The organism is Nitratireductor alexandrii, assembly GCF_004000215.1.
GTDB classification, from domain to species: Bacteria; Pseudomonadota; Alphaproteobacteria; order Rhizobiales; family Rhizobiaceae; genus Mangrovimarina; species Mangrovimarina alexandrii.
Genome location: NZ_RBVY01000002.1, coordinates 443,852 through 465,321, shown reverse-complemented (window position 1 = coordinate 465,321; position 21,470 = coordinate 443,852). Strand labels below are relative to the sequence as shown.

General features: G+C 65.8%; 18 protein-coding genes. 14 read left to right on the top strand and 4 right to left on the bottom strand.

Annotated features, from left to right (window positions below; all coding sequences use genetic code 11):
* The first annotated feature begins 42 nt into the window (after nucleotides 1-42).
* From EP380_RS05955 to EP380_RS05930, 7 genes are read left to right on the top strand one after another with little or no spacing between them, the layout of a single operon-like run.
* Nucleotides 43-588, top strand: coding sequence for a DUF6305 family protein (locus tag EP380_RS05955; protein ID WP_127597347.1), 546 nt, complete (start codon nucleotides 43-45; stop codon nucleotides 586-588).
* 54 nt (nucleotides 589-642) lie between these two features.
* Nucleotides 643-1,794 carry a poly-gamma-glutamate synthase PgsB gene (gene pgsB / locus EP380_RS05950; RefSeq protein WP_127597345.1) on the top strand — a complete coding sequence of 384 codons (1,152 nt, stop codon included), beginning with the start codon at nucleotides 643-645 and terminating at the stop codon, nucleotides 1,792-1,794.
* On the top strand, nucleotides 1,788-2,228 hold the full coding sequence (locus EP380_RS05945) for a poly-gamma-glutamate biosynthesis protein PgsC/CapC (protein ID WP_127597343.1): 441 nt from the start codon (nucleotides 1,788-1,790) through the stop codon (nucleotides 2,226-2,228). Before pgsB ends, EP380_RS05945 begins: the two co-directional genes overlap by 7 nt.
* Nucleotides 2,229-2,230: 2 nt before the next feature.
* A complete protein-coding gene (pgsW, locus tag EP380_RS05940; protein WP_164749768.1) occupies nucleotides 2,231-3,274 on the top strand; it encodes a poly-gamma-glutamate system protein in 1,044 nt (347 codons plus the stop codon).
* A gap of 49 nt (nucleotides 3,275-3,323) precedes the next feature.
* The gene (locus EP380_RS05935) at nucleotides 3,324-4,613 is read left to right on the top strand and encodes a hypothetical protein (RefSeq protein WP_106569769.1); all 1,290 of its coding nucleotides are present in this window, start codon (nucleotides 3,324-3,326) and stop codon (nucleotides 4,611-4,613) included.
* Between the two features lie 14 nt (nucleotides 4,614-4,627).
* A complete protein-coding gene (locus EP380_RS23515; RefSeq protein ID WP_158264300.1) occupies nucleotides 4,628-4,789 on the top strand; it encodes a hypothetical protein in 162 nt (53 codons plus the stop codon).
* A gap of 2 nt (nucleotides 4,790-4,791) precedes the next feature.
* On the top strand, nucleotides 4,792-5,943 hold the full coding sequence (locus EP380_RS05930) for a M14 family metallopeptidase (RefSeq protein ID WP_158264301.1): 1,152 nt from the start codon (nucleotides 4,792-4,794) through the stop codon (nucleotides 5,941-5,943).
* A 47-nt stretch (nucleotides 5,944-5,990) separates the two neighbouring features.
* Here EP380_RS05930 and prfB read toward each other — a convergent pair.
* From prfB to EP380_RS05915, 3 genes are all read right to left on the bottom strand, one after another.
* Nucleotides 5,991-7,122, bottom strand: a protein-coding gene (gene prfB / locus EP380_RS05925) for a peptide chain release factor 2 (protein WP_420845843.1) whose coding sequence is annotated in 2 segments (ribosomal slippage) — nucleotides 5,991-7,052 and nucleotides 7,054-7,122 — 1,131 coding nt in all. Because the reading frame shifts where the segments join, the coding sequence is not laid out codon by codon here.
* 106 nt (nucleotides 7,123-7,228) lie between these two features.
* Nucleotides 7,229-9,688 carry a penicillin-binding protein 1A gene (locus EP380_RS05920; RefSeq protein WP_106569772.1) on the bottom strand — a complete coding sequence of 820 codons (2,460 nt, stop codon included), beginning with the start codon at nucleotides 9,686-9,688 and terminating at the stop codon, nucleotides 7,229-7,231.
* A gap of 157 nt (nucleotides 9,689-9,845) precedes the next feature.
* A complete protein-coding gene (locus EP380_RS05915; protein WP_127597339.1) occupies nucleotides 9,846-11,120 on the bottom strand; it encodes an N-acetylmuramoyl-L-alanine amidase in 1,275 nt (424 codons plus the stop codon).
* Nucleotides 11,121-11,726: 606 nt separating this feature from the next.
* Between EP380_RS05915 and EP380_RS05910 the strand changes: the two genes are divergently transcribed.
* Both EP380_RS05910 and EP380_RS05905 read left to right on the top strand, forming a co-directional pair.
* The gene (locus tag EP380_RS05910) at nucleotides 11,727-14,606 is read left to right on the top strand and encodes an Rne/Rng family ribonuclease (RefSeq protein WP_127597337.1); all 2,880 of its coding nucleotides are present in this window, start codon (nucleotides 11,727-11,729) and stop codon (nucleotides 14,604-14,606) included.
* Nucleotides 14,607-14,658: 52 nt separating this feature from the next.
* Entirely contained in the window at nucleotides 14,659-15,468 is an 810-nt protein-coding gene (locus tag EP380_RS05905) for a nucleotidyltransferase domain-containing protein (RefSeq protein WP_127597334.1), read from the top strand.
* A gap of 21 nt (nucleotides 15,469-15,489) precedes the next feature.
* Here the strand turns inward: EP380_RS05905 and EP380_RS05900 are convergent, their stop codons facing one another.
* Nucleotides 15,490-16,641 (bottom strand): pyridoxal phosphate-dependent aminotransferase, encoded by a 1,152-nt coding sequence (locus tag EP380_RS05900; RefSeq protein ID WP_127597332.1) that lies wholly within the window; start codon nucleotides 16,639-16,641, stop codon nucleotides 15,490-15,492.
* A 147-nt stretch (nucleotides 16,642-16,788) separates the two neighbouring features.
* On the opposite strand from EP380_RS05900, the gene EP380_RS05895 reads away from it, so the two are divergent.
* From EP380_RS05895 to accC, 5 genes are all read left to right on the top strand, one after another.
* Nucleotides 16,789-18,162 carry a M48 family metalloprotease gene (locus EP380_RS05895; protein ID WP_127597330.1) on the top strand — a complete coding sequence of 458 codons (1,374 nt, stop codon included), beginning with the start codon at nucleotides 16,789-16,791 and terminating at the stop codon, nucleotides 18,160-18,162.
* A 28-nt stretch (nucleotides 18,163-18,190) separates the two neighbouring features.
* Nucleotides 18,191-19,009: a DsbA family protein gene (locus EP380_RS05890; protein WP_127597328.1), complete on the top strand. Its 819-nt coding sequence runs from the start codon at nucleotides 18,191-18,193 to the stop codon at nucleotides 19,007-19,009.
* Nucleotides 19,010-19,178: 169 nt separating this feature from the next.
* The gene (gene aroQ, locus EP380_RS05885) at nucleotides 19,179-19,613 is read left to right on the top strand and encodes a type II 3-dehydroquinate dehydratase (protein WP_106569778.1); all 435 of its coding nucleotides are present in this window, start codon (nucleotides 19,179-19,181) and stop codon (nucleotides 19,611-19,613) included.
* Between the two features lie 31 nt (nucleotides 19,614-19,644).
* Nucleotides 19,645-20,112 carry an acetyl-CoA carboxylase biotin carboxyl carrier protein gene (gene accB / locus EP380_RS05880; protein WP_106569779.1) on the top strand — a complete coding sequence of 156 codons (468 nt, stop codon included), beginning with the start codon at nucleotides 19,645-19,647 and terminating at the stop codon, nucleotides 20,110-20,112.
* Between the two features lie 7 nt (nucleotides 20,113-20,119).
* Complete coding sequence (gene accC, locus EP380_RS05875; protein ID WP_106569780.1) at nucleotides 20,120-21,463, top strand: acetyl-CoA carboxylase biotin carboxylase subunit; 1,344 nt, start codon at nucleotides 20,120-20,122, stop codon at nucleotides 21,461-21,463.
* Nucleotides 21,464-21,470 lie beyond the last annotated feature (7 nt).

The window sequence follows — 21,470 nt, the reverse complement described above, 5'->3', positions numbered from 1 at the left end:
GCCCGGCCGTTTTCTCATGACAACGAACCAAGGACACCTCCCATGACGTTCACCGCGCGCCTGGCCCTTGCCGTCGCCCTGTTGCTGGTGCCTGTTGCCGCACTGGCGCAAGACAAGGCCGCCGTTCTCGTAACCTCCTCCGGTCAGGCGCTCGACGCCTTCACGGTCAAGACCCTGCTCGGGCGGGCCGGCGTGGCCAACGACTACGACCCGCATGCGCGCGCGGCCGATCTCGACGGGCGCAGCGCGGTGGTGATCGCGGTCGGCGCCAGCGTGAAGGGATTCGGCGCGGCCGGCATCACGGCCGAGACGGAGATCGAGCGCACCACTGCCCTGCTGGACGCAGCCAAGGCCGCCGGCGTGAAGATCATCGGGGTTCACATCGGCGGCGCCGAACGGCGCCAGGGCCTGTCAGAGCAGTTCGTGCAACTCGTCGCCCCGCGCGCCGACAGCCTGGTGGTGTGGAAAACGGGGAATGCGGACGGCTATTTCGACACCGTCGCAGCCGAAAAAAACATCCCGATCACGCAGATCGACAAATTGACCGAGGTTGGCCCCGTTCTCGCCGGTGAGCTCGCCGCCCAATAGGTCCTGGGCGCCAAGCGGCCGCCCGGCCTTTTCTTCAGATCGGCGAGGCGGACTATGACGCTGCCCTTTATCAGCGACCTGAAGCTTTTTCTCGCCTTGCTGGTCAGCGCTGTCGGCATCGTCGCATGGCTTTGGCTGGCCGCCTTCGCTCACGCGCACTGCAGGCGGGCCGTGCCGATACGTATCCATGTCGCCGGCTCGCGCGGCAAGACCAGCGTGGCGCGACTGATCGGGGCCGCGTTGCGGGCCGACGGCCGGCGCGTTCTGGTCAAGACAACCGGCACGGACCCGGTGCTGATCCTGCCGGACGGGAGCGAACGTGACTGGCCGCGCTGGGGGCCGCCGAGCATTTCCGAACAGACGCACTTTTTCCGCGAAGCACGGCGACGGAACGTCGACGCGGTGGTGTTGGAATCAATGGCGATCGAACCGGAGTATCTATGGGCGTCGGAAAACTACCTGGTGCGGGCAACCCATACGCTGATCACCAATGCACGTCCCGACCACGCCGAAGTGGTGGGCCGTCACCCGCTGGCCGCCGCCCATGCGATGAGCCTGGTGGTGCCGCAGGGGGGCCGGCTGATCGTGTCCGACGAGGCGGCGGACGGACCGATCCGTGCTCGGGCGGCGCGCCGGAACTGCGCGGTAACGACCGTCCCCACCGCCGCCGTCGACCATGACGAGGCCAACCGGGCCCTGGCGATGGCTCTGTGTGCGACGCTTGGCATCGCCGCCGACACCGCTCACGCCGGTTTCGACGAGGCGGGCGTGGATTGCGGCGCCTTTTTCGTGTCCTGCGGCGCGCTCGATGGGCGTCGGTTCCGTTTCGCCAGCGCCTTTTCGTGCAACGACACACGCTCGCTCGAACAGCTCTGGCACGAGACGCCATGTCCCGGCGTACCGGTTATCCTGCTCAACGCGCGCCACGACCGGCCCGAGCGCACGCGCGCCTTCCTTGCCTGTCTGGCAGGCCTGGCGCCACGCGCGGAGATTTATCTTTCCGGTTTCGTACCACGCCGCTGGACGCGCGCCGCCGGCCTCGCCGACGCGCGCGTGCACCGGCTTGTGACCAACAACGCCAGACGCGCACTGGCCACGCTCGTCGAGGCGACGCCGGCCGAGGCCACCATATGGGGAATCGGCAATTATTCCCGGCTCGGCCGTGACATCGTTCGACTGCTGAAGAGCGAGGCCACGCCGTGCTGACTCTGACGCTCGGCCTCGGCATCGCCGTCAGTCTGGCCCTTTTCCAGCTCACCGGCCTCAGCGCCGGCGGCGTGATCGCGCCGGGCTACCTGGCGCTCGTCCTCGACCGTCCGGGCATGCTGGCAACCATCGCCCTCGCGGCCTTTGCCACGTGGGGCCTGTTGCTGGCGCTGTCGCGGGTGCTCTTTCTCTACGGAACGCGCCGCTTCGGCGTGGCGATCCTGCTGGCGCTTGTGCTGACGACCGGCATCCAGGCCCTGCGCGGCGGGCTCGGGCCGATCGCGCTGGAATGGGGCGGCCTGGGTTTCATCGTGCCCGGCCTGATCGCCCACCAGATGGATCGCCAGGGCCCGGTGCGCACGTTGCTGATGATCGCGATCGCAACGCCGCTGACGCGGGCGCTGGCAATGCTGATCGTGCCGTGGTGGTCCTGACGATGCGTGCCTCGACCCCGATCCGCTACGCCGGCCACGAGCCGCTGTCGCCAACGCCCTTTGTCGCGCTCGCAGTCGCGGCGGCCTTGTCCGTCGCCATGTGGCAGCTTGTCGAGGCGCGGCTCGGACGTCTTACGCATCCCGCTCACGGAGAGATGGTGCGCGCCGCGCAAAAAATGCAGGCGGCGACGCAAGTGGCGCGCGCGCAGCGCGCAGAGCTCGGGCTGTCGCAGCCGCCCGCCTTCGACCCCAACCGCACCGGTCTGCTCGGCTCCGAATTCACCGAAACGACCACATCGCTCGGCGATCCGGCCGCCAAACGCACCGCGACCAATCCCGATCTTGCGGCCGCCCTCGTCGGCCGCATCGCCGAACTCGAACTGGCGCGGGGAACGCCGGTTCTGGTGGTCGTCTCCGGCTCCTTCATCGGCGCCAATATCGCCGCGATCGCGGCCGTCGAGACACTTGGCCTGAAGCCGGTACTGGTAAGCTCGCTCGGCGCATCGATGCACGGTGCCACCGATGCCGCCCTGACCTGGCTCGATATCGAAACGGAACTGCGCGCCAAGGGTGTGATCGCGGCAAAGTCGATCGCCGCCGTCATCGGCGGCGGCGGCGGCGTCGGCGGCACGATGGGGACGGACGGGATCGCGGCCCTGCGCGCAGCCGCACGGCGCCATGGCGTGCCGCTGGTCGAAAACAGGCCCGTCGAAGCGCTGATCGACAGGCTCTACACGCTCGGTGCGGCCGCTGCCGGCGACCGGCCGGGCCTGCTGATCAATTCCGGCGGCTCGGTCGCCGCGCTCGGCACCTGCGCAAACGGCGCCACGCTGCCGCCGATGACGCGCGGGCAGGTTTTGACATGCACCGACGGCACGCCGGGGCTGATCGTGCGGGCTTCCAACGCCGACATGCCGGTGCTGCATCTTCTCAACATGCGCGCGCTCGCCGCCGATTGGGGCCTGCCCTTCGATCCCGTGCCCCTGCCGATGGTCGGCAACAACCGCGCCGTCTACGGCATGCCGCCAAAGCCGCGACAGCGCTAACCCTTCGCGCCGCCCCGTGCGGTGCGTTTTCCAGGAGGACACAAACGATATGCTTTCCCCCGGTTTGATCTTCGCGATCGCCGCTCTCGCGCTGTGCGTGCTGACGTGGCCGCTGCGCTGGCCCCTGCCCGCCGCCCTTATCGTCGTGTCGATACTTGCGGCCCTGCTTGCCGGCTTCGGCATTCCTTTCCGGCACCTGATCGAGGGCGGCTTCGGCTACATCAATCTCGTTCTAGCACTCTTTGCCGGTGCGTTCTTCGGTCAGGCCATGCACATGTCGGGCGTCGCCGACGCGTTCGGCCGCCACGCCCATGCCGTTCTGGGCGGCAATCCGTGGCTGGTGCTCGGCTTTGCCGGTCTGCTGCTTTTCACCGTCGGTATGTTCGTGGGCATTGCCGGTGTCGCGGTGCTGGCGGCAGGCGTGCTCGTGGTGCCGATGTTGCGCCAGACCGGCATGGAAAGCCATCGCATCGGCGCCTTCATCGCCGTGCTGGCGACCTGCGGCATGATCGCGCCGCCGCTGAACGTGCCCGCCATGACGATCGCCGACGGCGTCAACATGCCCTATATCGGCTTTTCGCTGCCGCTGCTGTGCTTGGCTGTCCCGCCGGCGCTGTTCATGGTGGCCAGCTGCGCGTGGCGGTTGCGGGGCGCGGCAACGCCGGCGGCGGGGCAAACGGGTGCGCCGGGACTCGCGCTGACCGGTCTCGCGGCCATTGCCGCAATCCTCGTGTTCTGGACGCTGCTGCGGCTCTTTCCCAGCACGATCCCCGACCCGGCAGTCCCGATCGTGCTGGTCGCAGGCGCGCTGATGATACTGCCCGCGCTCGGCCGACGCGGTCTCGGCGCGACGATGTCTGCGACCTTTTCCGGCACGCCGCTGGTGCTTGCAGCCGTATTGGTGACGGTCGGCGTGGCGGTCCAGATCATGACGCTGACCGGCGTGCGCGGGTTCCTGGTCATCAACTCGATGGCCTTCCCGCCGCCCTGGACCTTCGTCGAGATGGTGGTCATCCCGATCTTCGGCGGCGTGCTGACCAGTATCGGCGCGGCCAATATTCTGGGCGTGCCGTTCGCCTTCGCGCTGATCCACCAGGACATGATCCTTAATGTCAGCGGCCTGTCGGCGATCGCCGCCCTTTCGGAATTCATGCCGCCGACGGCGATCGCCGCCGCGCTCGCCACCTACGTGGTCGGCGATACGCGCCTCGGCGCGGTGCTGCGCGCCTCGGCCGGAGCCGCGCTGGTGATCGCGGTGCTGGCAATCCTCATGCTCATCTTCGCCGACAGCCTCACCGGATTGCTGATCAGCGAACACGTCACTATCCGCGAACATTGACGGAGACCCGGACGATGCTCTTCGAACTCTTCCTGTTCTACGCCTACCGGGCGCTGGCGCTCGTCATAGCCCTGATGATGCTGTGGATGCTGTTTCGGCAACGCGACTGGCAGCAGCAATTCTTCGCCATGCTGGTCTTCATTCCGTTCGCCCTGCGCGCGGTGGGGGTGAAATGATCATGAAGCGCTTTTTCGAGGACGCCTTTCACCGTCCGCGCGCCTACTTGCTGGCGGCGGCCGCGGCCGCGGCCGCCATCGCCTCGGGCGCAGTCTTCCTGTCCATGCACGAGGCCGAGCCGATCGTCGCGGGACCGGGGGTGACCAGCCAGAAGATGCTGAGCGACTACGTGCCGGCCATGGCGGGAACACCTGCCGACACGCCGGTGTTCATTCTTGAGGGCGCGGAGCCAGGCGGCACCGCCCTGGTTCTGGGCGGCACCCACCCCCAGGAGATCTCCGGCCTGATGGGCGCGGTGCTGATGGTGGAGAACGCCACGCCACAGCGTGGCCGCATCATCGTTCTGCCGCAGGCCAATCGCAGCGGCTTCACCCACACGGATCCGCTCGAAGGTTTCCCCCACACCTACGAGATCGAGACGGCCGGCGGTACGCGGTGGTTTCGCGTCGGCATGCGGCTCACCAATCCGATCCATCAGTGGCCCGACCCGGACCTTCACCTGCATCCCCAGTCGGGCGAACGCATGGTCGGCTGGGAATCGCGCAATCTCAACCGCAATTTTCCCGGCGATCCCGACGGCCGCTACACAACGCGGCTGAACGCCGCCATCGTTGCCCTGGCACGCGCCGAGGGCGTCGACATCGTGCTCGACATGCACGAGGCCTATCCCGAATATCCGATCATCAACATGCTGGTGGCGCATGAACGCGCCTTCGAGATCGCCACGCTGACCATGATCGGATTGCAGACGCGCGGGATCGCCATGGACCTGATGGCATCGCCGCCGGCCCTGCGCGGCCTCAGCCATCGCGAATTCGGCGACCATACCGAAGCCTTCGCCATCCTGAGCGAGACCGCCAATCCCGCCATGGGACGCTTTCGCGGCCGGACCGACGAGGCGCTGGTGGTCGAGGGCAAGGACGTCAACTATGTCCGCGCCGCCGCGCTCGACCGGCTGTTCGTGCCATTCGACGAAAACGGGCATCCGCTGCGCGAACGGACCGCGCGCCAGCTTGCCACGATCGAGGAGATGTTGATCGCCTACAACGAGGCCAATCCCGACAAGCAAGTCGAGGTGAGCGGGATCCCGGCCTACCAGACGGTGATCGACGAGGGGATAGGACGCTTTCTGTTGCCGGTGCCGGCAAAATAGGCGTCGTCGGGAGCGGGCGGCCGCGCGGGGCGGTCGCTCCGCGCCGGTCAGTCGAGATCGGCCACCTCGGCAGTGTCGCCGCCATGGACACGCTGCGACAAGGATGCCTTCATGAAGGCGTCGAGATCGCCCGACAGCACATCCTGCGGACTGGTGCTTTCGGTGCCCGTGCGCAGATCCTTCACCAACTGATAGGGCTGAAGCACGTAGGAGCGGATCTGGTGGCCCCAGCCGATATCGGTCTTGGAGGCCTCGGTCTCGCTGGCGGCCTCCTCGCGCTTTTTCAGCTCGTCCTCGTAGAGGCGCGCGCGTAGCATGTCCCAGGCCTTGGCGCGGTTCTTGTGCTGCGAGCGTTCGGCCTGGCACTGAACGACGATACCGGTCGGCACATGGGTGATGCGCACCGCCGAATCGGTGGTGTTGACGTGCTGGCCGCCTGCACCGGAAGCGCGGTAGGTGTCGACGCGCACATCCGATTCGGCGACCTCGATCTCGATCGAATCGTCGATCACCGGATAGACCCACACGCTGGCGAACGAGGTGTGACGCCGAGCATTGCTGTCATAGGGCGAAATGCGCACCAGCCGATGGACGCCCGATTCGGTTTTCAACCAGCCATAGGCGTTGCGGCCTTTGACGAGAATGGTGGCCGATTTGATACCGGCCTCCTCGCCGTCATGGACCTCGAGCACCTCGACCTTGAAGCCGCGCCGCTCGGCCCAGCGCGAATACATGCGCAACAGCATGTTCGCCCAATCCTGGCTTTCGGTTCCGCCGGCGCCGGCATGGACCTCCAGATAGGCGTCGTTCGCGTCGGCCTCGCCCGACAAAAGCGTGTCGATCTGCCGATCGGCCAGTTCCGTCTTCAGCGCCTTGATCGCGGCTTCGGCCTCGGCCACGACGGCGGCGTCGCCTTCCTCCTCGCCGAGTGCGATCAGTTCGACATTGTCGTCAAGCGCGGCGTCCATGCGGGTGATGGCGGCGATCGAATCCTCGAGCGTCTGGCGCTCGCGCATCAACTCCTGGGCCTGCTGTGGATCGTTCCAGAGCTCGCCGTCCTCGGCGCGCGCGTTCAGATAGTCGAGACGTTTGCGGGCCTGATCCCAGTCAAAGATGCCTCCTCAGCAGGCTTATGGCCTGCTTGATTTCGTCGACAAGCGTCTCGGTTTCCGCGCGCATGGCAGTTCACCTGCTCTTTGGTGTTGAGCCTAAGATTCGCGGCGGACCATATTGAGCCGCCCCCAGCCTGTAAAGGCGGCACGGCGCATGGCTCCGCGCCGTGATGTCAGTAAAGACCGCCGCCGCCCGAAGAGATGGCGCGGCTCGCCGAGGGCGATATCGCCGCCGGTTCGGAAATGCCGAAATCGCCGCCGATGATGGAATAGGTGTCGGCGGGTCCGGTGCCGGGCTTGAAGGCTTCCATGATAACGCCGCCCTCGCCCTGATTGGCGTGCATGCCGGTCTTGCGGTTGATGGCGATCAGCTTCATGCCTTCGGGGACCTGGAAGTCGACCGGACGCATGTCCTTCAGCGCCTCGGCCATGAACTCCTTGAAGATCGGCGCGGCGAGCCCGCCGCCGGTCGACCCCTTGCCCATCGGCCGGGGCTGGTCGTAGCCCATGTAAACACCCACCACGATGTCGGGGGTGAAACCGACGAACCAGGCGTCCTTCTCGTCATTGGTGGTGCCGGTCTTGCCGGCGATCGGGCGTCCGAGCTCGGAAAGCGTCACCGCGGTGCCGCGCTGGACGACGCCCTGCATCATCGACGTGATCTGATAGGCGGTCATCGGATCGAGCACCTGCTCGGCATCGTCGATCAGTTCCGGCTCCGACTGGCCGTTCCAGGCCTCGGCGTTGCAGCCCTCGCAGCGCCGCTCGTCGTGCTTGTAGACGGTCTCGCCATAACGGTCCTGGATACGGTCGATCAGCGACGGCTTGATCTGGCGCCCGCCATTGGCGAACACCGAATAGGCCGACACCATGCGCATGACCGTGGTTTCGCCGGAACCGAGCGAATTGGCGATATGCGGCGCCATCTTGTCGTAGACGCCGAAACGCTCGGCATATTCGGTCACCAACGGCATGCCCATGTCGTTGGCGAGCCGCACGGTCATCAGGTTTCGCGAGCGCTCGATGCCGGCACGCAGCGTCGAGGGGCCCGCCGATTTGCCGCCATAGTTCTTGGGCTGCCAGACATCGTTGCCGATGCGGATGGTGATCGGCGCATCGAGCACCACGGAGGCCGGCGTATAGCCGTTGTCGAGCGCGGCGGCGTAAACGAACGGCTTGAAGGCCGAGCCGGGCTGGCGATAGGCCTGCGTGGCGCGGTTGAACTCCGACTGCGAATAGGAAAAGCCGCCGACCATGGCGAGCACGCGCCCGGTATGCGGGTCCATGGCCACCATGCCGCCGCTGACCTGCGGCACCTGGCGCAGCATCCAGCCGCCGGGCTCGCCCTCGCTCGCCTCGACCTCCTCGACATAGACCACGGCACCGGGCGCCAGCACGTCGGCCGGCGATTTCGCCTTGAGCCGCTTGCCGTCGACCACGTGGCGCATGGCCCATTTCATGTTGGCGAGCGGCACTTGCACCGTCTCGCGCTCCTCGGCGATCTCGCCGGAGACCTGGCGGCCCGGTTGAAGCCCGACCGTCAGCCCGTCCTCGTCGGAGGCCAACACCGCGGCGACCCTCCATTCCGGCACATCGCCGAGCGCGTCGACCTCGGCCAACGGCACGCCCCAGTCGCCGGAAATGTCGATGGTGGTGATCGGGCCGCGATAGCCGCGCAGCGTGTCATAGCGCTGCAGGCCGTTCTGCAGGGCGGCGCGCGCGATCACCTGAAGCTTGGGATCGAGCGTGGTGCGCACGGAAAGCCCGCCCTCGTAAAGAGCGTTCTCGCCATAGCGCGAGATGATCTCGCGGCGGACCTCCTCGGTGAAATACTCACCGGCGAACAGATAGGTGCCGCCACGGCGCGGCTTGACGTTCAGGCCGGTCGCCTTGGCCTTTTCGCCCTCGCGCGGATCAACATAGCCGTTGTCGACCATCTGATCGATCACCCAGTTGCGCCGCTCGATCGCGCGCTCGGTGTAGCGGAAGGGATGATAGTTGGACGGCCCCTTCGGCAAGGCGGCGAGATAGGCGGCGTCTGCGACGGTCAACTCGTTGACGGATTTGTCGAAATAGGTCAGCGCCGCGCCGGCGATGCCGTAAGAGCCGAGGCCAAAGAAGATTTCGTTGAGATAGAGCTCGAAGATGCGATCCTTGGAATAGGCCTGCTCGATACGGAAGGCGAGCAGCATTTCGCGGATCTTGCGCTCATAGGTCTGCTTGGAGGTCAGAAGGAAGTTTTTTGCCACCTGCTGGGTGATGGTGGACGCGCCCACGGGCCGGCGACCCGAGCCCATATTGCGCAAATTCGTAACGACGGCCCGCGTGAGGCCCATCACGTCGATGCCGGGGTGGTGGTAGAAATTTTTGTCCTCAGCCGACAGGAACGCCGCCTTGACGCGGTCCGGCACAGCCTGGATCGGCAGATAAAGCCGGCGCTGACGCGCGAACTCGCCCATCAGCGAGCCGTCCGCCGCATGCACGCGGGTCGTTACCGGCGGCTCGTATTTGGCGAGCACCTCGTAATCGGGAAGGTCGCTTGTCAGGTCGCCGACATAAAGGGCGACTCCGCCGGCCACCAAAAGCGCCAGCATGACGCCGATGCCGAAGAAATAACCGATAAGGCGTATCATCCGTGCTCCAGTCCGCAAGAATCCCCGTGCGGGACCGCTATAGCGCACTTGCCGACATCGTCACCCCGGCAAAACGCATCCAAATCCTTCTGCCCCGCCGATGTGGGCAAATTGCGGCGACGGCAAGGCATGCAGCCATTCCATCCACACCGACGCCTCATCCCCTCGCCCCCCCGACCATGGCCGCATAAGAGGCGATCGCCTCGATCAGGCTGCCGACCGCCCTCTTGCGCCAGTCGACGTCGAGAAGCTGGGCCTCGTCCTTGGGATTGGACAGATAGCCGAGTTCGACCAGGACGGACGGGACGTCGGGGGCCCGCAACACGCGATAGGCCCCGGAGCGGTGCGGGTTCTTGATCATCTCGATCGTCTCGTCGAGCCTGTCGACCAGGGCGCGGGCAAAACTCACGGAAAAGCCGAGCGTCTCGCGCCGGACGAGATCGACGAGAATGTCGGTCACCTGCTGGCTCTTTTCCGGATTTTCGATGCCGGCCAGCGAATCGGCCAGATTCTCGCGGATCACGGCGGCACGGGCGATCTCGTCGGAGGCCTGTTCGGAAAACGTATAGACGGTGGCGCCGCGAATGTTGCGATAGCGAATCGAATCGGCATGCACGGAAATGAACAGATCGGCCTCGTGCTGGCGCGCGATGCGCACCCGCTCGTCGAGGCGCAAGAACACATCCTCGGTCCGGGTCATGAAGACCCGGTAGCGCCCCGTCTTTTCGAGCGCGGCGTGCAGTTCCTTGCAAAAGGACAAGGTCAGGTCCTTTTCGGCCGTGCCGCGCACGCCCTCGGCGCCGCCGTCAATGCCGCCATGGCCGGGATCGAGCACGATCGTGAACTTGCGGTCGGCGTCGCGCTGGGCGGTGATCAGCCGGTCCCGCTTGTCCGGGGCGATGGTCGAGCCGTTGGCCCGCGCCAGGTCGGCCATGGCCTGTTCGAACTGGCGCTCGGAGGCGGCGACCAGATCGAGCATCATGCGGTGGCCGGCCCCATCCTCGTTTTTCCGCACGGCCAGCTTTTCCACCGCGAACGGCCCGTCGGAGGCCAGGATGATGCGCGAGCGTCCATCGCCGAGATTGCCGTACCGGACCTCGGTGACGAGCCCGCGCGGCTCGAGCGCCTTGGCATCGAAGCCGAACGCGGTTTCGGGCAGGTCGATGACCAGCCGGTGCGGCGCGCGCAGCAAAAACCATTTCAGCGACGGCTCGCGGTTGAACTCGATCACCACGCGCATGCGCGTCGCGTCGCCGGCCATGCGGTAGGCGCTGGCCGCCACCGGGTCCGCAACCGGGTTTTGTGCATGCAGCGTGGCCGGCATCCAGGCGATAAAAATAGCGGCGACGATCCCGATGAACAGGCGGCGCAGCACAAGCGCCAGCGCGGCGCGATCGGGAAGATTGGGGCGGCAAGGCACGTTGTGCAGCATCCAGTTGGGCGGCAGGCGAATTATGACGGGACCCCCGTGTCCACGACACTCTTACACGACCGCGCTTGACCGAGCCTTGCCGGCGCGGGGCACTCGCCATCGCCTTTTGCCGGCATCGCAAACGGGGTTGCTATTGTCGCGTCCAAATCATAAAAGCGTCGGCGGGTCACTTCAATGCCCCGGAACGTGTCTTGCCGTCCTTCCTTTGAAGGTTTTCGAAGGTAAAGAGCGACGTTGCGCGACGGCCCGAGCTTCGGCGCGCCGGTGATCCAACAGAATTTCGTCAAGGCATTCATGACAAAGAAAGCCTTTGCGTCAGGAAAACGGCCGGGTCATGACGACTCCGCGCCGGCTCGACAAGAGCACCAAACTGGTCCGGCCTGTCCGGGCCTCCATTGAAACGGTTCGACGGTCCCTTGATGGCCTGCACCCTGAGCAACCAATTCGGAGCCTCCCGCGCCGCCACGGCAGCGGGCCGAATTGCGCGGGGCGCCCATCGCTCGACGGCGAACACAATTTGGTCCGGCAGCCCCATCCCCCCCGGTCATCGACGGCTCAGCAGACTGAGCCCGCCGGTGCGGATCGCTGCCGGGGAGAACAGCAATAATGCCCAACAAAATGCTTATCGATGCCTCCCACCCGGAGGAAACACGCGTTGTCGTGGTTCGCGGCAACCGGATTGAAGAGTTTGATTTCGAATCACAGGACAAAAAGCAGCTCAAAGGAAATATCTATCTCGCACGCGTAACCCGCGTCGAACCTTCCCTGCAGGCCGCTTTCGTCGAATATGGCGGGAACCGTCACGGGTTTCTCGCCTTCAGTGAAATCCACCCCGACTATTACCAGATCCCGGTCGCCGACCGGCAGGCGCTGCTGGAAGCGGAGGCCGAAGCCGCGTCGGAGGACGACGAGGACGATGCGGACGAACGCGCCGAGCGCAGCCGCCCGAAGCGGCGCAAGCGCGGCGGGCGGGCACGCGGCGGATCGGCGGCCGATCGCGAGGCAAGCGCCGACAGCGACGCCGATGAGAACGGCGCGGATGAGAACGGCTCAGAGGAGAGCCGCGCCGACGAGCCGGCAGCCGACAGTGCCGATTCCGGCATCTCCGCTTCGGAGCTTGCCGAAGAGGACCGGGGCGACGACGGCGATCCGGCAGAAGGCGACAGGAAAGGGCCCGCGATCCCGGCGCGCACCGATGCCGATGTCGTCAGCTCCGATCCGGCCGAGGCCGAAGCAGCGGACGCATCCGACGACGAAGACCAGGCCGAAGGCGACGACCAGGACAGCCAGCGGGCAGACGCCCAGGACGATGACGCGCCCGTGGCCCGCAGCGGCCGCTCGCGGCGCAGGGGCCGGGCAAGGCAAGGCGGCGATGAGACGGCGGACGCACAGGACGAGGCCGACGGCGAGGTCGAATCGGTTGGCGCCGAGGACGCATTGGAAGAGCTGCCGAGCCGCCGCAAGCCGGTGCGTAAGCAGTACAAGATCCAGGAAGTCATCAAGCGCCGCCAGATCCTTCTCGTCCAGGTCGTCAAGGAGGAACGCGGCAACAAGGGTGCGGCGCTGACCACCTATCTGTCGCTGGCTGGACGTTATTCCGTGCTGATGCCCAACACGGCGCGCGGCGGCGGGATTTCGCGTAAGATCACCAGCGCACCGGACCGCAAGCGGCTCAAGGACGTGGTGAAAAACCTCGAAGTGCCGCAGGGCATGGGCGTGATCCTGCGTACGGCCGGCGCCAACCGGACCAAGGCCGAGATCAAGCGCGACTACGAATATCTGATGCGCATGTGGGAAAACGTGCGCACGCTGACGCTTGCGTCGACCGCGCCGAGCCTGGTCTACGAGGAAGGCAGCCTGATCAAGCGCTCGGTGCGCGATCTCTACAACAAGGAAATCGGCGAAATCCTGGTTTCGGGCGAGGAAGGCTATCGCGAGGCCAAGGATTTCATGCGCATGCTGATGCCCAGTCATGCCAAAGCGGTGCAGCCCTATCGCGAGGTGGTTCCGCTTTTCGTGCGCCACGGCGTCGAGGCGCAGCTCGACAAGATGCTGCAGCCGCAAGTGACGCTCAAATCGGGCGGCTACATCATCCTCAACCAGACCGAGGCGCTGGTGTCGATCGACGTCAATTCGGGACGTTCGACCAAGGAACACTCGATCGAGGACACCGCGCTGCAGACGAATCTCGAGGCCGCCGAGGAGATCGCCCGCCAGTTGCGGCTGCGCGACCTGGCCGGCCTGATCGTCATCGACTTCATCGACATGGAGGAAAAGCGCAACAACCGGTCGGTCGAAAAGCGGCTCAAAGACCATCTCAAGCTCGACCGGGCGCGGATCCAGGTCGGTCGCATCTCGCATTTCGGCCTGTTGGAGATGTCGCGCCAGCGCATCCGCGCCAGCGTGCTGGAATCGACCACCAAACCCTGCCCGCAATGCGGTGGCACCGGGCATGTGCGTTCCGATTCTTCGGTGGCGCTGCACGTGGTGCGGGCGATCGAGGAATTCTTGCTCAAGGATGCGCGCAACCACATCACCGTGCGCACGCCGGTGGCGACCGCGCTCTACGTGCTCAACCATAAACGCGGCAACCTTGCCGATCTGGAAGAACGATTTGGGCTGACGATCACCATCGAAGCCGATGAAAGCATCGGCATGCAGCATTACGTGATCGCCAAGGGCGGGCCGGTCGAAAGCCCGATCGATGTTCAGGCGCTCGGTCCGATCAGCGTGTCTGGCGAGGTCGACGACAGCGCCGAGGATGCCGACGCGAGCCCGGTCAGCAGCCAGGACGAGGCCGAGGACGGCGACAATCGCGGCCGCAAGAAACGGCGGCGGCGCAAGCGGCGCGGCGGCCGCGACAGGGATCTGTCCGCGGACGCCGACAACGGCGACACCGAAACCGATCAGGACGACGACCAGGACGGTGGCGAGCAAACGGAAGACGCGGCGGCATCCGATGAGGACGATGCGGGCGGCGATCGCAAAAAACGGCGGCGCGGCAAGCGCGGCGGGCGCAAGAACCGCCGCGACCAAGCGGGCGAGGAGGACGCCCCGATCGGCGAGAACGCGACCGCCGACGAGGCCGGTGGCGACCCGGCGGCCGTCGAAACGGACGAGACGGGCGAAACCGATCTGAAACCGGAACCGATCGCCGAGGTAGCCGAGAGCGTCGCGGCGGACGAGGCAACCGTAAACGCCGAAACCGAGACCGCAGAAACCGCGAGTGCCGCGCCCGCCGAGACAATGGAAACACAGGACGCCGCGGCCGAACCGACCCCCAAAAAGGCACCCAGGCGCAGACGAAAGGCGGCCGAAGCGGCCGAGACAGTCGCGCCGGAACCGGTCGTGACCGCCCCGGTCGCCGAGAGCACGCAGGAGACGGAGCCGGTCGTTACCTCCTCTGTCGCCGACAGCGAACAAGAGACGGACGCCGAGACCAAGCCGCGCAAGGCCGGATGGTGGCAACGCAAAGGGTTTTTCTGATCTCAACACCGAACCGGGGCCTCGGCCCCGGTTTTTTTGATCGGTCGATGCCATGGACGCGCACACGCTCGCCAAAACCGTGACGCAAACGCTGCGTGGCCAGTCTTGTGTGAGGGCCCTCTTTCTGAGCGGCAGCCATGGTGCGGGTCTCGAAGACGCTTACAGCGATATTGACTTTCTCGCCGCCGTGCCGGCCAATCTGCAAGGCGATTTCGTGGAGTCTTGGCGCACCGCGCTGGGCCCGGCGGGCGAGATCGTGTTGTGGCGCGAGCTGCGTGGCCAAGAAAGCCTGCTGATCAACGCCATCACCGAAAGCTGGATGCGGATCGACGTGCATGGCCTTGCCCCGGCGCGCATTGCCGGGCGCGCCAAGGACGGGCTCAAGATGCTGTTCGATGATGACGGCATCGCCGCGACCTTGGTCGAGGGCAGCGCGACCACCCGCACCGACGCGCGGCGCCTGCTTTGGCAGTTCGAAGAGTTTCTTCGCATCCTGGGCCTGCTTCCGCTTGCGGTCGGTCGGAAGGAATATCTCAACGCGGTGACGGGCCTGTTCCATCTGCGCAACTTGCTGATCGACCTGTTGATCGAGGAAACCGGCGCCCCCCACAGGGGTGGCGCGCTTCATCTCAACAGGCTGATCACGGACGAGCAGAAGGCGCTTCTGGACGGCCTGCCGACGGCGGTGTCGAACGAGGCGTCCACGATCGCCGCACACCTCGCCTATGCCGCCGCCTATCTGCCGCGCGCCCGCAAGCTGGCCGCGGCGCGCGGCATCGACTGGCCGGCGCGGTTCGAGGCCGCGACCCGCGCGCATCTCAAGACCACGCTCGCCATCGAGATGCCGACAACCGGGGCGTGAGACGGATTTCGTCCCCCTGCCCTATACACCCAGCCAGCGGCCGATCCTGTCCATCGCCTCGGCCATCGCCTCGGTCTCGCCGGCATAGGAAAACCGCATCGTGCGATGGCCCTCCACCGTGTCGAAATCGAGCCCGGGCGTGGCCGCGACATGGGCTTCGGCGATCATGCGCCGGGCAAACGCCATCGAATCGTTGGTCCATGCCGACACATCGCAATAGGCGTAGAAGGCTCCGTCCATCGGTGCGGCGATGCGCAGGCCGAGTGCCGGCAGCCGCTTCATCAGCATGGCCCGGCTGGCCGCGTAGCGCGCCTTGACCTTTTCCAGGTCCTCGGTCGCCTCAAAGGCGCGGATCGCGGCGCGCTGCGACAGATCCGGCGCGGAAATGTAGAGGCTCTGCTGGATGCGCTCGATCGGCCGCACCAGCGCGTCCGGCACCACCATCCAGCCGATGCGCCAGCCGGTCATGCAGTAATATTTCGAGAACGAGTTGATGACGACGATATCGGGATCGACCGAAAGCGCGGTCGTGTCGGGCGCGCCGAAGGCGAGCCGATGGTAGATCTCGTCGGAAATCAGCGCGATGCCGCGATCGCGCGCAACGGCGGCGATGCGCGCGGTCTCGTCGGCCGGAATCACTGAGCCGGTGGGGTTGGCGGGACTGGCGAAAAGCAGGCCCTTGAACGGCGTCCTGGCGTGGGTTTCGGCGATCAGATCGCCCGTCAGATAACCGTCGCCGTGCAACGGAATTTCCACCACCTCGAGCCCCAGGGCGGCGAGGATGTTGCGATAGGCCGGGTAGCCGGGCGCGGTGATCGCCACGCGCTCGCCGGCGTCGAACATCGCCAGGAAGGACAGGTTGAAGGCGGCCGACGACCCTGTCGTGACCACCACCCGCCCCGGCGCGACGGCAACGCCGTAATGGTCGTGGTAATGGACGGCGATCGCCTCGCGCAGCCCGGCCAGGCCGAGGGCGTCGGTATAGGCGATCCGGCCTTCGCGCGCGGCTTCAACGGCGGCCTGGCGCACGATTTCAGGGGCGGGATCGGACGGCTGGCCGACTGCCATGGAGATGATCGGAGAGCCGTTTTGTTTCAAACGGTTGGCTTGCGCCAGCACATCCATGGCATGGAACGGCTCGACGGCGCTGCGCCTTGATATCGCCACTGTCATGCCTTCACCCTCGCCTTTTGTTGCTCGATGACATCTCCGAGGCGGCCGCGTCGGGATCACGAATGCATGAACGCCGCCACTTGGCCTTCCCAACAGAGTTCGGGTCGTCTACCTGTGATTTGCGAAATGTCCAAGTTCAAGATGCCCATGACAGGCCGAACACGCGCCACGTTCCTCGTGGCGGCCTTTTTGCTCGTGCTGCAATTCGTCGCCGTGCCATTCGCCAGCGCCCAACAGCGCATCCCGATCGTGCGCGATGCCGAAATCGAGGCGCTGGTGCGCGACTACGCCCGACCCGTGCTGCGCGCGGCCGGGCTCGGCAAGACCGGCGTCGACATCGTGCTGGTCAACGATGCCGGCTTCAACGCCTTCGTCGCCGGCCGGCGCATCTTCATCAATACCGGCGCGCTGATGACGGCCGAAACGCCGAACGAGATCATCGGGGTCCTGGCGCACGAGGCCGGCCACCTGGCCGGCGGCCATCAGGAACGCCTGCGCGCCCAGATCGCCCGCGCACGCACGATGGCCGTCGTGTCGACCCTGCTCGGCATCGGCGCCTCGGTCGGCGGCGCGCTCACCGACAATGGCGGGCTCGCCCGCTCCGGCGGCGGCATCGCGCTTGCCGGAGCCGAACTCGCCCGTCGCGGCCTGCTTGGCTACCAGCGCACCGAAGAAAGCTCGGCCGACCGGCTGGCACTCACCTATCTGGAGCGCACCGGCCAGTCGGCGCGCGGCATGCTGAAGACTTTCGAACGCTTCGCCAGCGCGCTGGCCTTGACGGGGTCACGCGTCGACCCCTACCAGATCAGTCATCCGATGCCGCGCGAGCGGATCGCCAATTTGAAGACGCTTGCGGAGAAAAGCCCGCATTTCAACAAGCAGGACCCCGCCTCGCTGCAATTGCGGCACGATTTGATGCGCGCCAAGATCGCCGCCCACACCAGTGGCCCGGCGGCCACCGCACGGCTGTTCCGCGCCAATCCGCGCAGCCTGGGCGCGCTTTACGGCGACGCGATCAACACGCATCTGCGCGGGCGGCCGCGCGACGCGCTTGCCAAGGTCGACGCGTTGATCGCCAAGCAGCCGAACAATGCCTATTTCCACGAATTGCGTGGCGACGTCCTGATCCGGGCCAACCAGCCGGGCCCCGCGGCCAAGGCCTATGCGCGCGCCCGCAAGCTGGACGGTTCCAAATCGTCGATCATCCAGATCAGCTACGGCCGGGCCCTGCTCGCGGCCGGCGACGAGAAATCGACCCGCGAGGCAGTGCGTCAGATCAGTCAGGCGCTCGATCGCGACCGCGAGAATCCGGATGGCTACATGCTGCTTGGCCAGGCGCAGGGCCGGCTCGGCAATATCGGAGAGGCCGAACTCGCTTCGGCTGAAATGCACTATTATGCGGGCTCTTACGACCAGGCGCGCATCTTTGCCGCGCGCGCCCAGCAAAAGCTGAAGCGGGGCAGCCCGGCCTGGGTGCGGGCGCAGGACATCATCAACGCAAAGCCGCCCGGTCGAAAATAGCCGGCGTATGTCATCGGGATCAGTGGACATGAAGAAAATTTTCGCAATCGGCCTGGTGGGCATCGCGGCCTCGGCGATGATGCTGGTCGCCGGCTACCTGTCGGGCCGCCCCGTCGCCCCCGCAGCCGCCAGCCAGCAGGAGCCAGCGGTCGTTCAGGCCGCCGGCACGCTCGACCGGACCGAGGTCGAGGCGATCATCCGCAGCTATCTGCTGGAGAATCCCGAATTGCTGTTGGAAGTCCAGCAAGCTCTGGAAACCAAGCAGCAGGAAGAGCAGCGCCTCGCCCAGGGCGAAATCATCACCTCGATGTCGGACGAGATCTTCAATTCGGCCTATGACGGCGTTTACGGCAATCCGGCCGGCAAATACACGCTGGTCGAGTTTTTCGACTACAATTGCGGCTACTGCAAACGCGCCATGGCCGATATGGAAGCGCTGGCGGCGGACGATCCCGAAATCCGCTTCGTGCTGAAGGAATTTCCGATCCTCGGTCCGGATTCGCAGCGCGCCCACGTCGTTTCGATGGCCTTCCGCGCGCTGATGCCGGAAAAATACGCCGAATTCCACACCAAGCTGCTTGGCGACGCGGCGCGCGCGACCGAGGAGCGCGCCATCAGCACAGCGCTGGAGCTCGGCGCCGACGAGGCGAAGCTGCGCGAGGAAATGGAAAACCCGGCCATCGTCGAGGCCTTCGCCCGAACCTACGATCTGGCCAACAAGCTGCAGATTACCGGCACCCCGTCCTACGTGGTCGGCGAGGAGGTGGTTTTCGGCGCGCTTGGGCGTCAGGTTCTGGCTGAAAAGATCGAGGCGCTGCGCGCCTGCGAAGAAACAGCGACCTGCTGACGAGACGGGACGGGCAAAACACGTCCGGCTATTGTGGACAGCGCAAGTTCCCACTTGCGCTCTTTCCTCTCGCGATTATGGCAACTATAGAGCCTTGCATGGTTGGAGCGAACCGTGAAAGGCTCCAAAGTCCGGCGCCGGCGGGATCGTTGCGCGCCACGAGGTCGAGATGTCGCGAACCGTCTATATCCTGAACGGCCCGAACCTGAACATGCTGGGCAAGCGCGAGCCCTCCATCTATGGAGGCAAGTCGCTTGCCGACATCGAGGCGGACTGTCGCGAGACCGGTACCAAGCTGGGTTTGACGATCGAGTTCCGGCAATCCAACCACGAGGGCGAGCTCATCGACTGGATACAGGAGGCGGGCGACAAGGCGGCCGCGATCGTCATCAATCCGGGCGCCTATTCGCACACCTCGATCGCAATCCACGATGCGATCCGCGCGGTCGGTCTGCCGGTCGCCGAAGTTCACCTGTCCAACATCCACGCACGCGAAAGCTTCCGGCATACATCTTATGTCTCGCCGGTCGCGGCGGGCGTCATTTGCGGTTTCGGACCCGTTGTCTATACGCTCGCCCTGCAAGCGCTTGCCGCACGCGTTTGACCGCATGGCCACCACGAGGAAAAAAGCTCCAATGTCGACAAAGAAACCCGTTGTGGATCAACAACTCATCCGAGACCTGGCCGAGATTCTCAACGACACCAATCTTTCGGAGATCGAGGTCGAGCAGGACGATTTGCGCATCCGGGTCTCGCGCCAGAGCGCGCCCGCCCAGGTGACGGCGGCGATGCCGGCCGCACCGGTCCCGGCGCCGGCCCCGCCAGCGGCCCCAGTTCCGGCTGCGGCAGCGGAGCCCGCCGCAAGCGCGCACAACGCCGTCACCTCGCCGATGGTCGGCACCGCCTATGCCGCGGCCGCGCCGGGCGCCAAGCCGTTCATCGAGATCGGCCAGAAAGTGAGCGAGGGCCAGACGCTGTTGATCATCGAGGCGATGAAGACAATGAACCAGATCCCCTCGCCCCGCGCCGGCACCGTGAAGGCGATCCTGTTCGAGGATGCACAACCGGTCGAATTCGGCGAACCTCTGGTCGTGGTCGAGTAAGGCGGCGATGTTTCACAAAATCCTCATCGCCAATCGCGGCGAGATCGCCCTGCGCGTCCTGCGCGCGGCCAAGGAACTCGGTATCAAGACGGTCGCGGTCCACTCGACCGCCGACGCCGACGCCATGCACGTCAAGCTTGCCGACGAGAGCGTGTGCGTGGGGCCACCGCCGTCGCGCGACAGCTATCTCAACATCCACCAGATCGTGGCGGCCTGCGAAATCACCGGCGCTGACGCGATCCACCCCGGCTACGGTTTTTTGTCTGAAAACGCCAAATTCGCCGACATCCTGGCCGCGCACAACATCACGTTCATCGGCCCGTCCGGCGATCATATCCGGGTGATGGGCGATAAGATCGAAGCCAAACGCACGGCCAAGCGGCTCGGCATTCCGGTGGTTCCGGGCTCCGAGGGCGCCGTCAGCGACGAGGACACGGCCCGGCGCATCGCCGCCGAGATCGGCTATCCCGTCATCATCAAGGCGTCAGCCGGCGGCGGCGGACGCGGCATGAAGGTCGCTCGCAACGAGGACGACCTGACGGTCGCGCTGGCGACGGCACGCTCTGAAGCCGGCGCGGCGTTCGGCGACGATGCGGTCTATATCGAAAAATACCTTGAAAAACCGCGCCATATCGAAATCCAGGTGGTCGGCGACGGCCGTGGCGGCAGTGTGCATCTGGGCGAACGCGACTGCTCGCTGCAGCGGCGCCACCAGAAGGTCTGGGAAGAAGCCAATTCGCCCGCCCTCAACGACGAGGAACGCGCCCGCATCGGCGAGATCTGCGCGCGCGCGGTGGCCGATCTCGGCTATTCGGGCGCCGGCACGATCGAATTCCTCTACGAGGACGGCAATTTCTATTTCATCGAGATGAACACCCGCCTGCAGGTGGAGCACCCGGTGACCGAGGCGATCACCGGCATCGATCTGGTGCACGAGCAGATCCGGGTGGCGTCGGGCGCCGGGCTTTCGTTCACCCAGGACGATGTGCGCTTCGAGGGCCACGCCATCGAATGCCGCATCAACGCGGAGGACCCGCGCACTTTCGTGCCCTCGCCCGGCACGATCACGCATTTCCACACGCCCGGCGGCCTCGGCATACGCGTCGATTCTGGCGTGTATTCCGGCTACAAGATCCCCCCCTACTACGACAGCCTGATCGGCAAGCTGATCGTGCACGGGCGCAACCGGGTCGAATGCATGATGCGGCTGCGGCGGGCGCTGGACGAGTTCGTGGTCGACGGGATCAACACCACGCTGCCGCTGTTTCGCGACCTCGTCGGCAATATCGACATCGCCAATGGCGACTACGACATTCACTGGCTGGAGAACTATCTCGCAGCGAAGGACTGAGTTGACC

Bases quoted from the DNA above. Each gene is read 5' to 3' on its own strand.
- accC (WP_106569780.1), top strand. From the start codon at position 20,120: ATGTTTCACAAAATCCTCATCGCCAATCGCGGCGAGATCGCCCTGCGC.
- pgsW (WP_164749768.1), top strand. From the start codon at position 2,231: ATGCGTGCCTCGACCCCGATCCGCTACGCCGGCCACGAGCCGCTGTCG.
- EP380_RS05955 (WP_127597347.1), top strand. From the start codon at position 43: ATGACGTTCACCGCGCGCCTGGCCCTTGCCGTCGCCCTGTTGCTGGTG.
- EP380_RS05935 (WP_106569769.1), top strand. From the start codon at position 3,324: ATGCTTTCCCCCGGTTTGATCTTCGCGATCGCCGCTCTCGCGCTGTGC.
- EP380_RS23515 (WP_158264300.1), top strand. From the start codon at position 4,628: ATGCTCTTCGAACTCTTCCTGTTCTACGCCTACCGGGCGCTGGCGCTC.
- accB (WP_106569779.1), top strand. From the start codon at position 19,645: ATGTCGACAAAGAAACCCGTTGTGGATCAACAACTCATCCGAGACCTG.
- EP380_RS05890 (WP_127597328.1), top strand. From the start codon at position 18,191: ATGAAGAAAATTTTCGCAATCGGCCTGGTGGGCATCGCGGCCTCGGCG.
- EP380_RS05895 (WP_127597330.1), top strand. From the start codon at position 16,789: ATGACAGGCCGAACACGCGCCACGTTCCTCGTGGCGGCCTTTTTGCTC.
- EP380_RS05930 (WP_158264301.1), top strand. From the start codon at position 4,792: ATGAAGCGCTTTTTCGAGGACGCCTTTCACCGTCCGCGCGCCTACTTG.
- EP380_RS05900 (WP_127597332.1), bottom strand. From the start codon at position 16,641: ATGACAGTGGCGATATCAAGGCGCAGCGCCGTCGAGCCGTTCCATGCC.
- EP380_RS05910 (WP_127597337.1), top strand. From the start codon at position 11,727: ATGCCCAACAAAATGCTTATCGATGCCTCCCACCCGGAGGAAACACGC.
- pgsB (WP_127597345.1), top strand. From the start codon at position 643: ATGACGCTGCCCTTTATCAGCGACCTGAAGCTTTTTCTCGCCTTGCTG.
- aroQ (WP_106569778.1), top strand. From the start codon at position 19,179: ATGTCGCGAACCGTCTATATCCTGAACGGCCCGAACCTGAACATGCTG.
- EP380_RS05920 (WP_106569772.1), bottom strand. From the start codon at position 9,688: ATGATACGCCTTATCGGTTATTTCTTCGGCATCGGCGTCATGCTGGCG.
- EP380_RS05915 (WP_127597339.1), bottom strand. From the start codon at position 11,120: ATGCTGCACAACGTGCCTTGCCGCCCCAATCTTCCCGATCGCGCCGCG.
- EP380_RS05905 (WP_127597334.1), top strand. From the start codon at position 14,659: ATGGACGCGCACACGCTCGCCAAAACCGTGACGCAAACGCTGCGTGGC.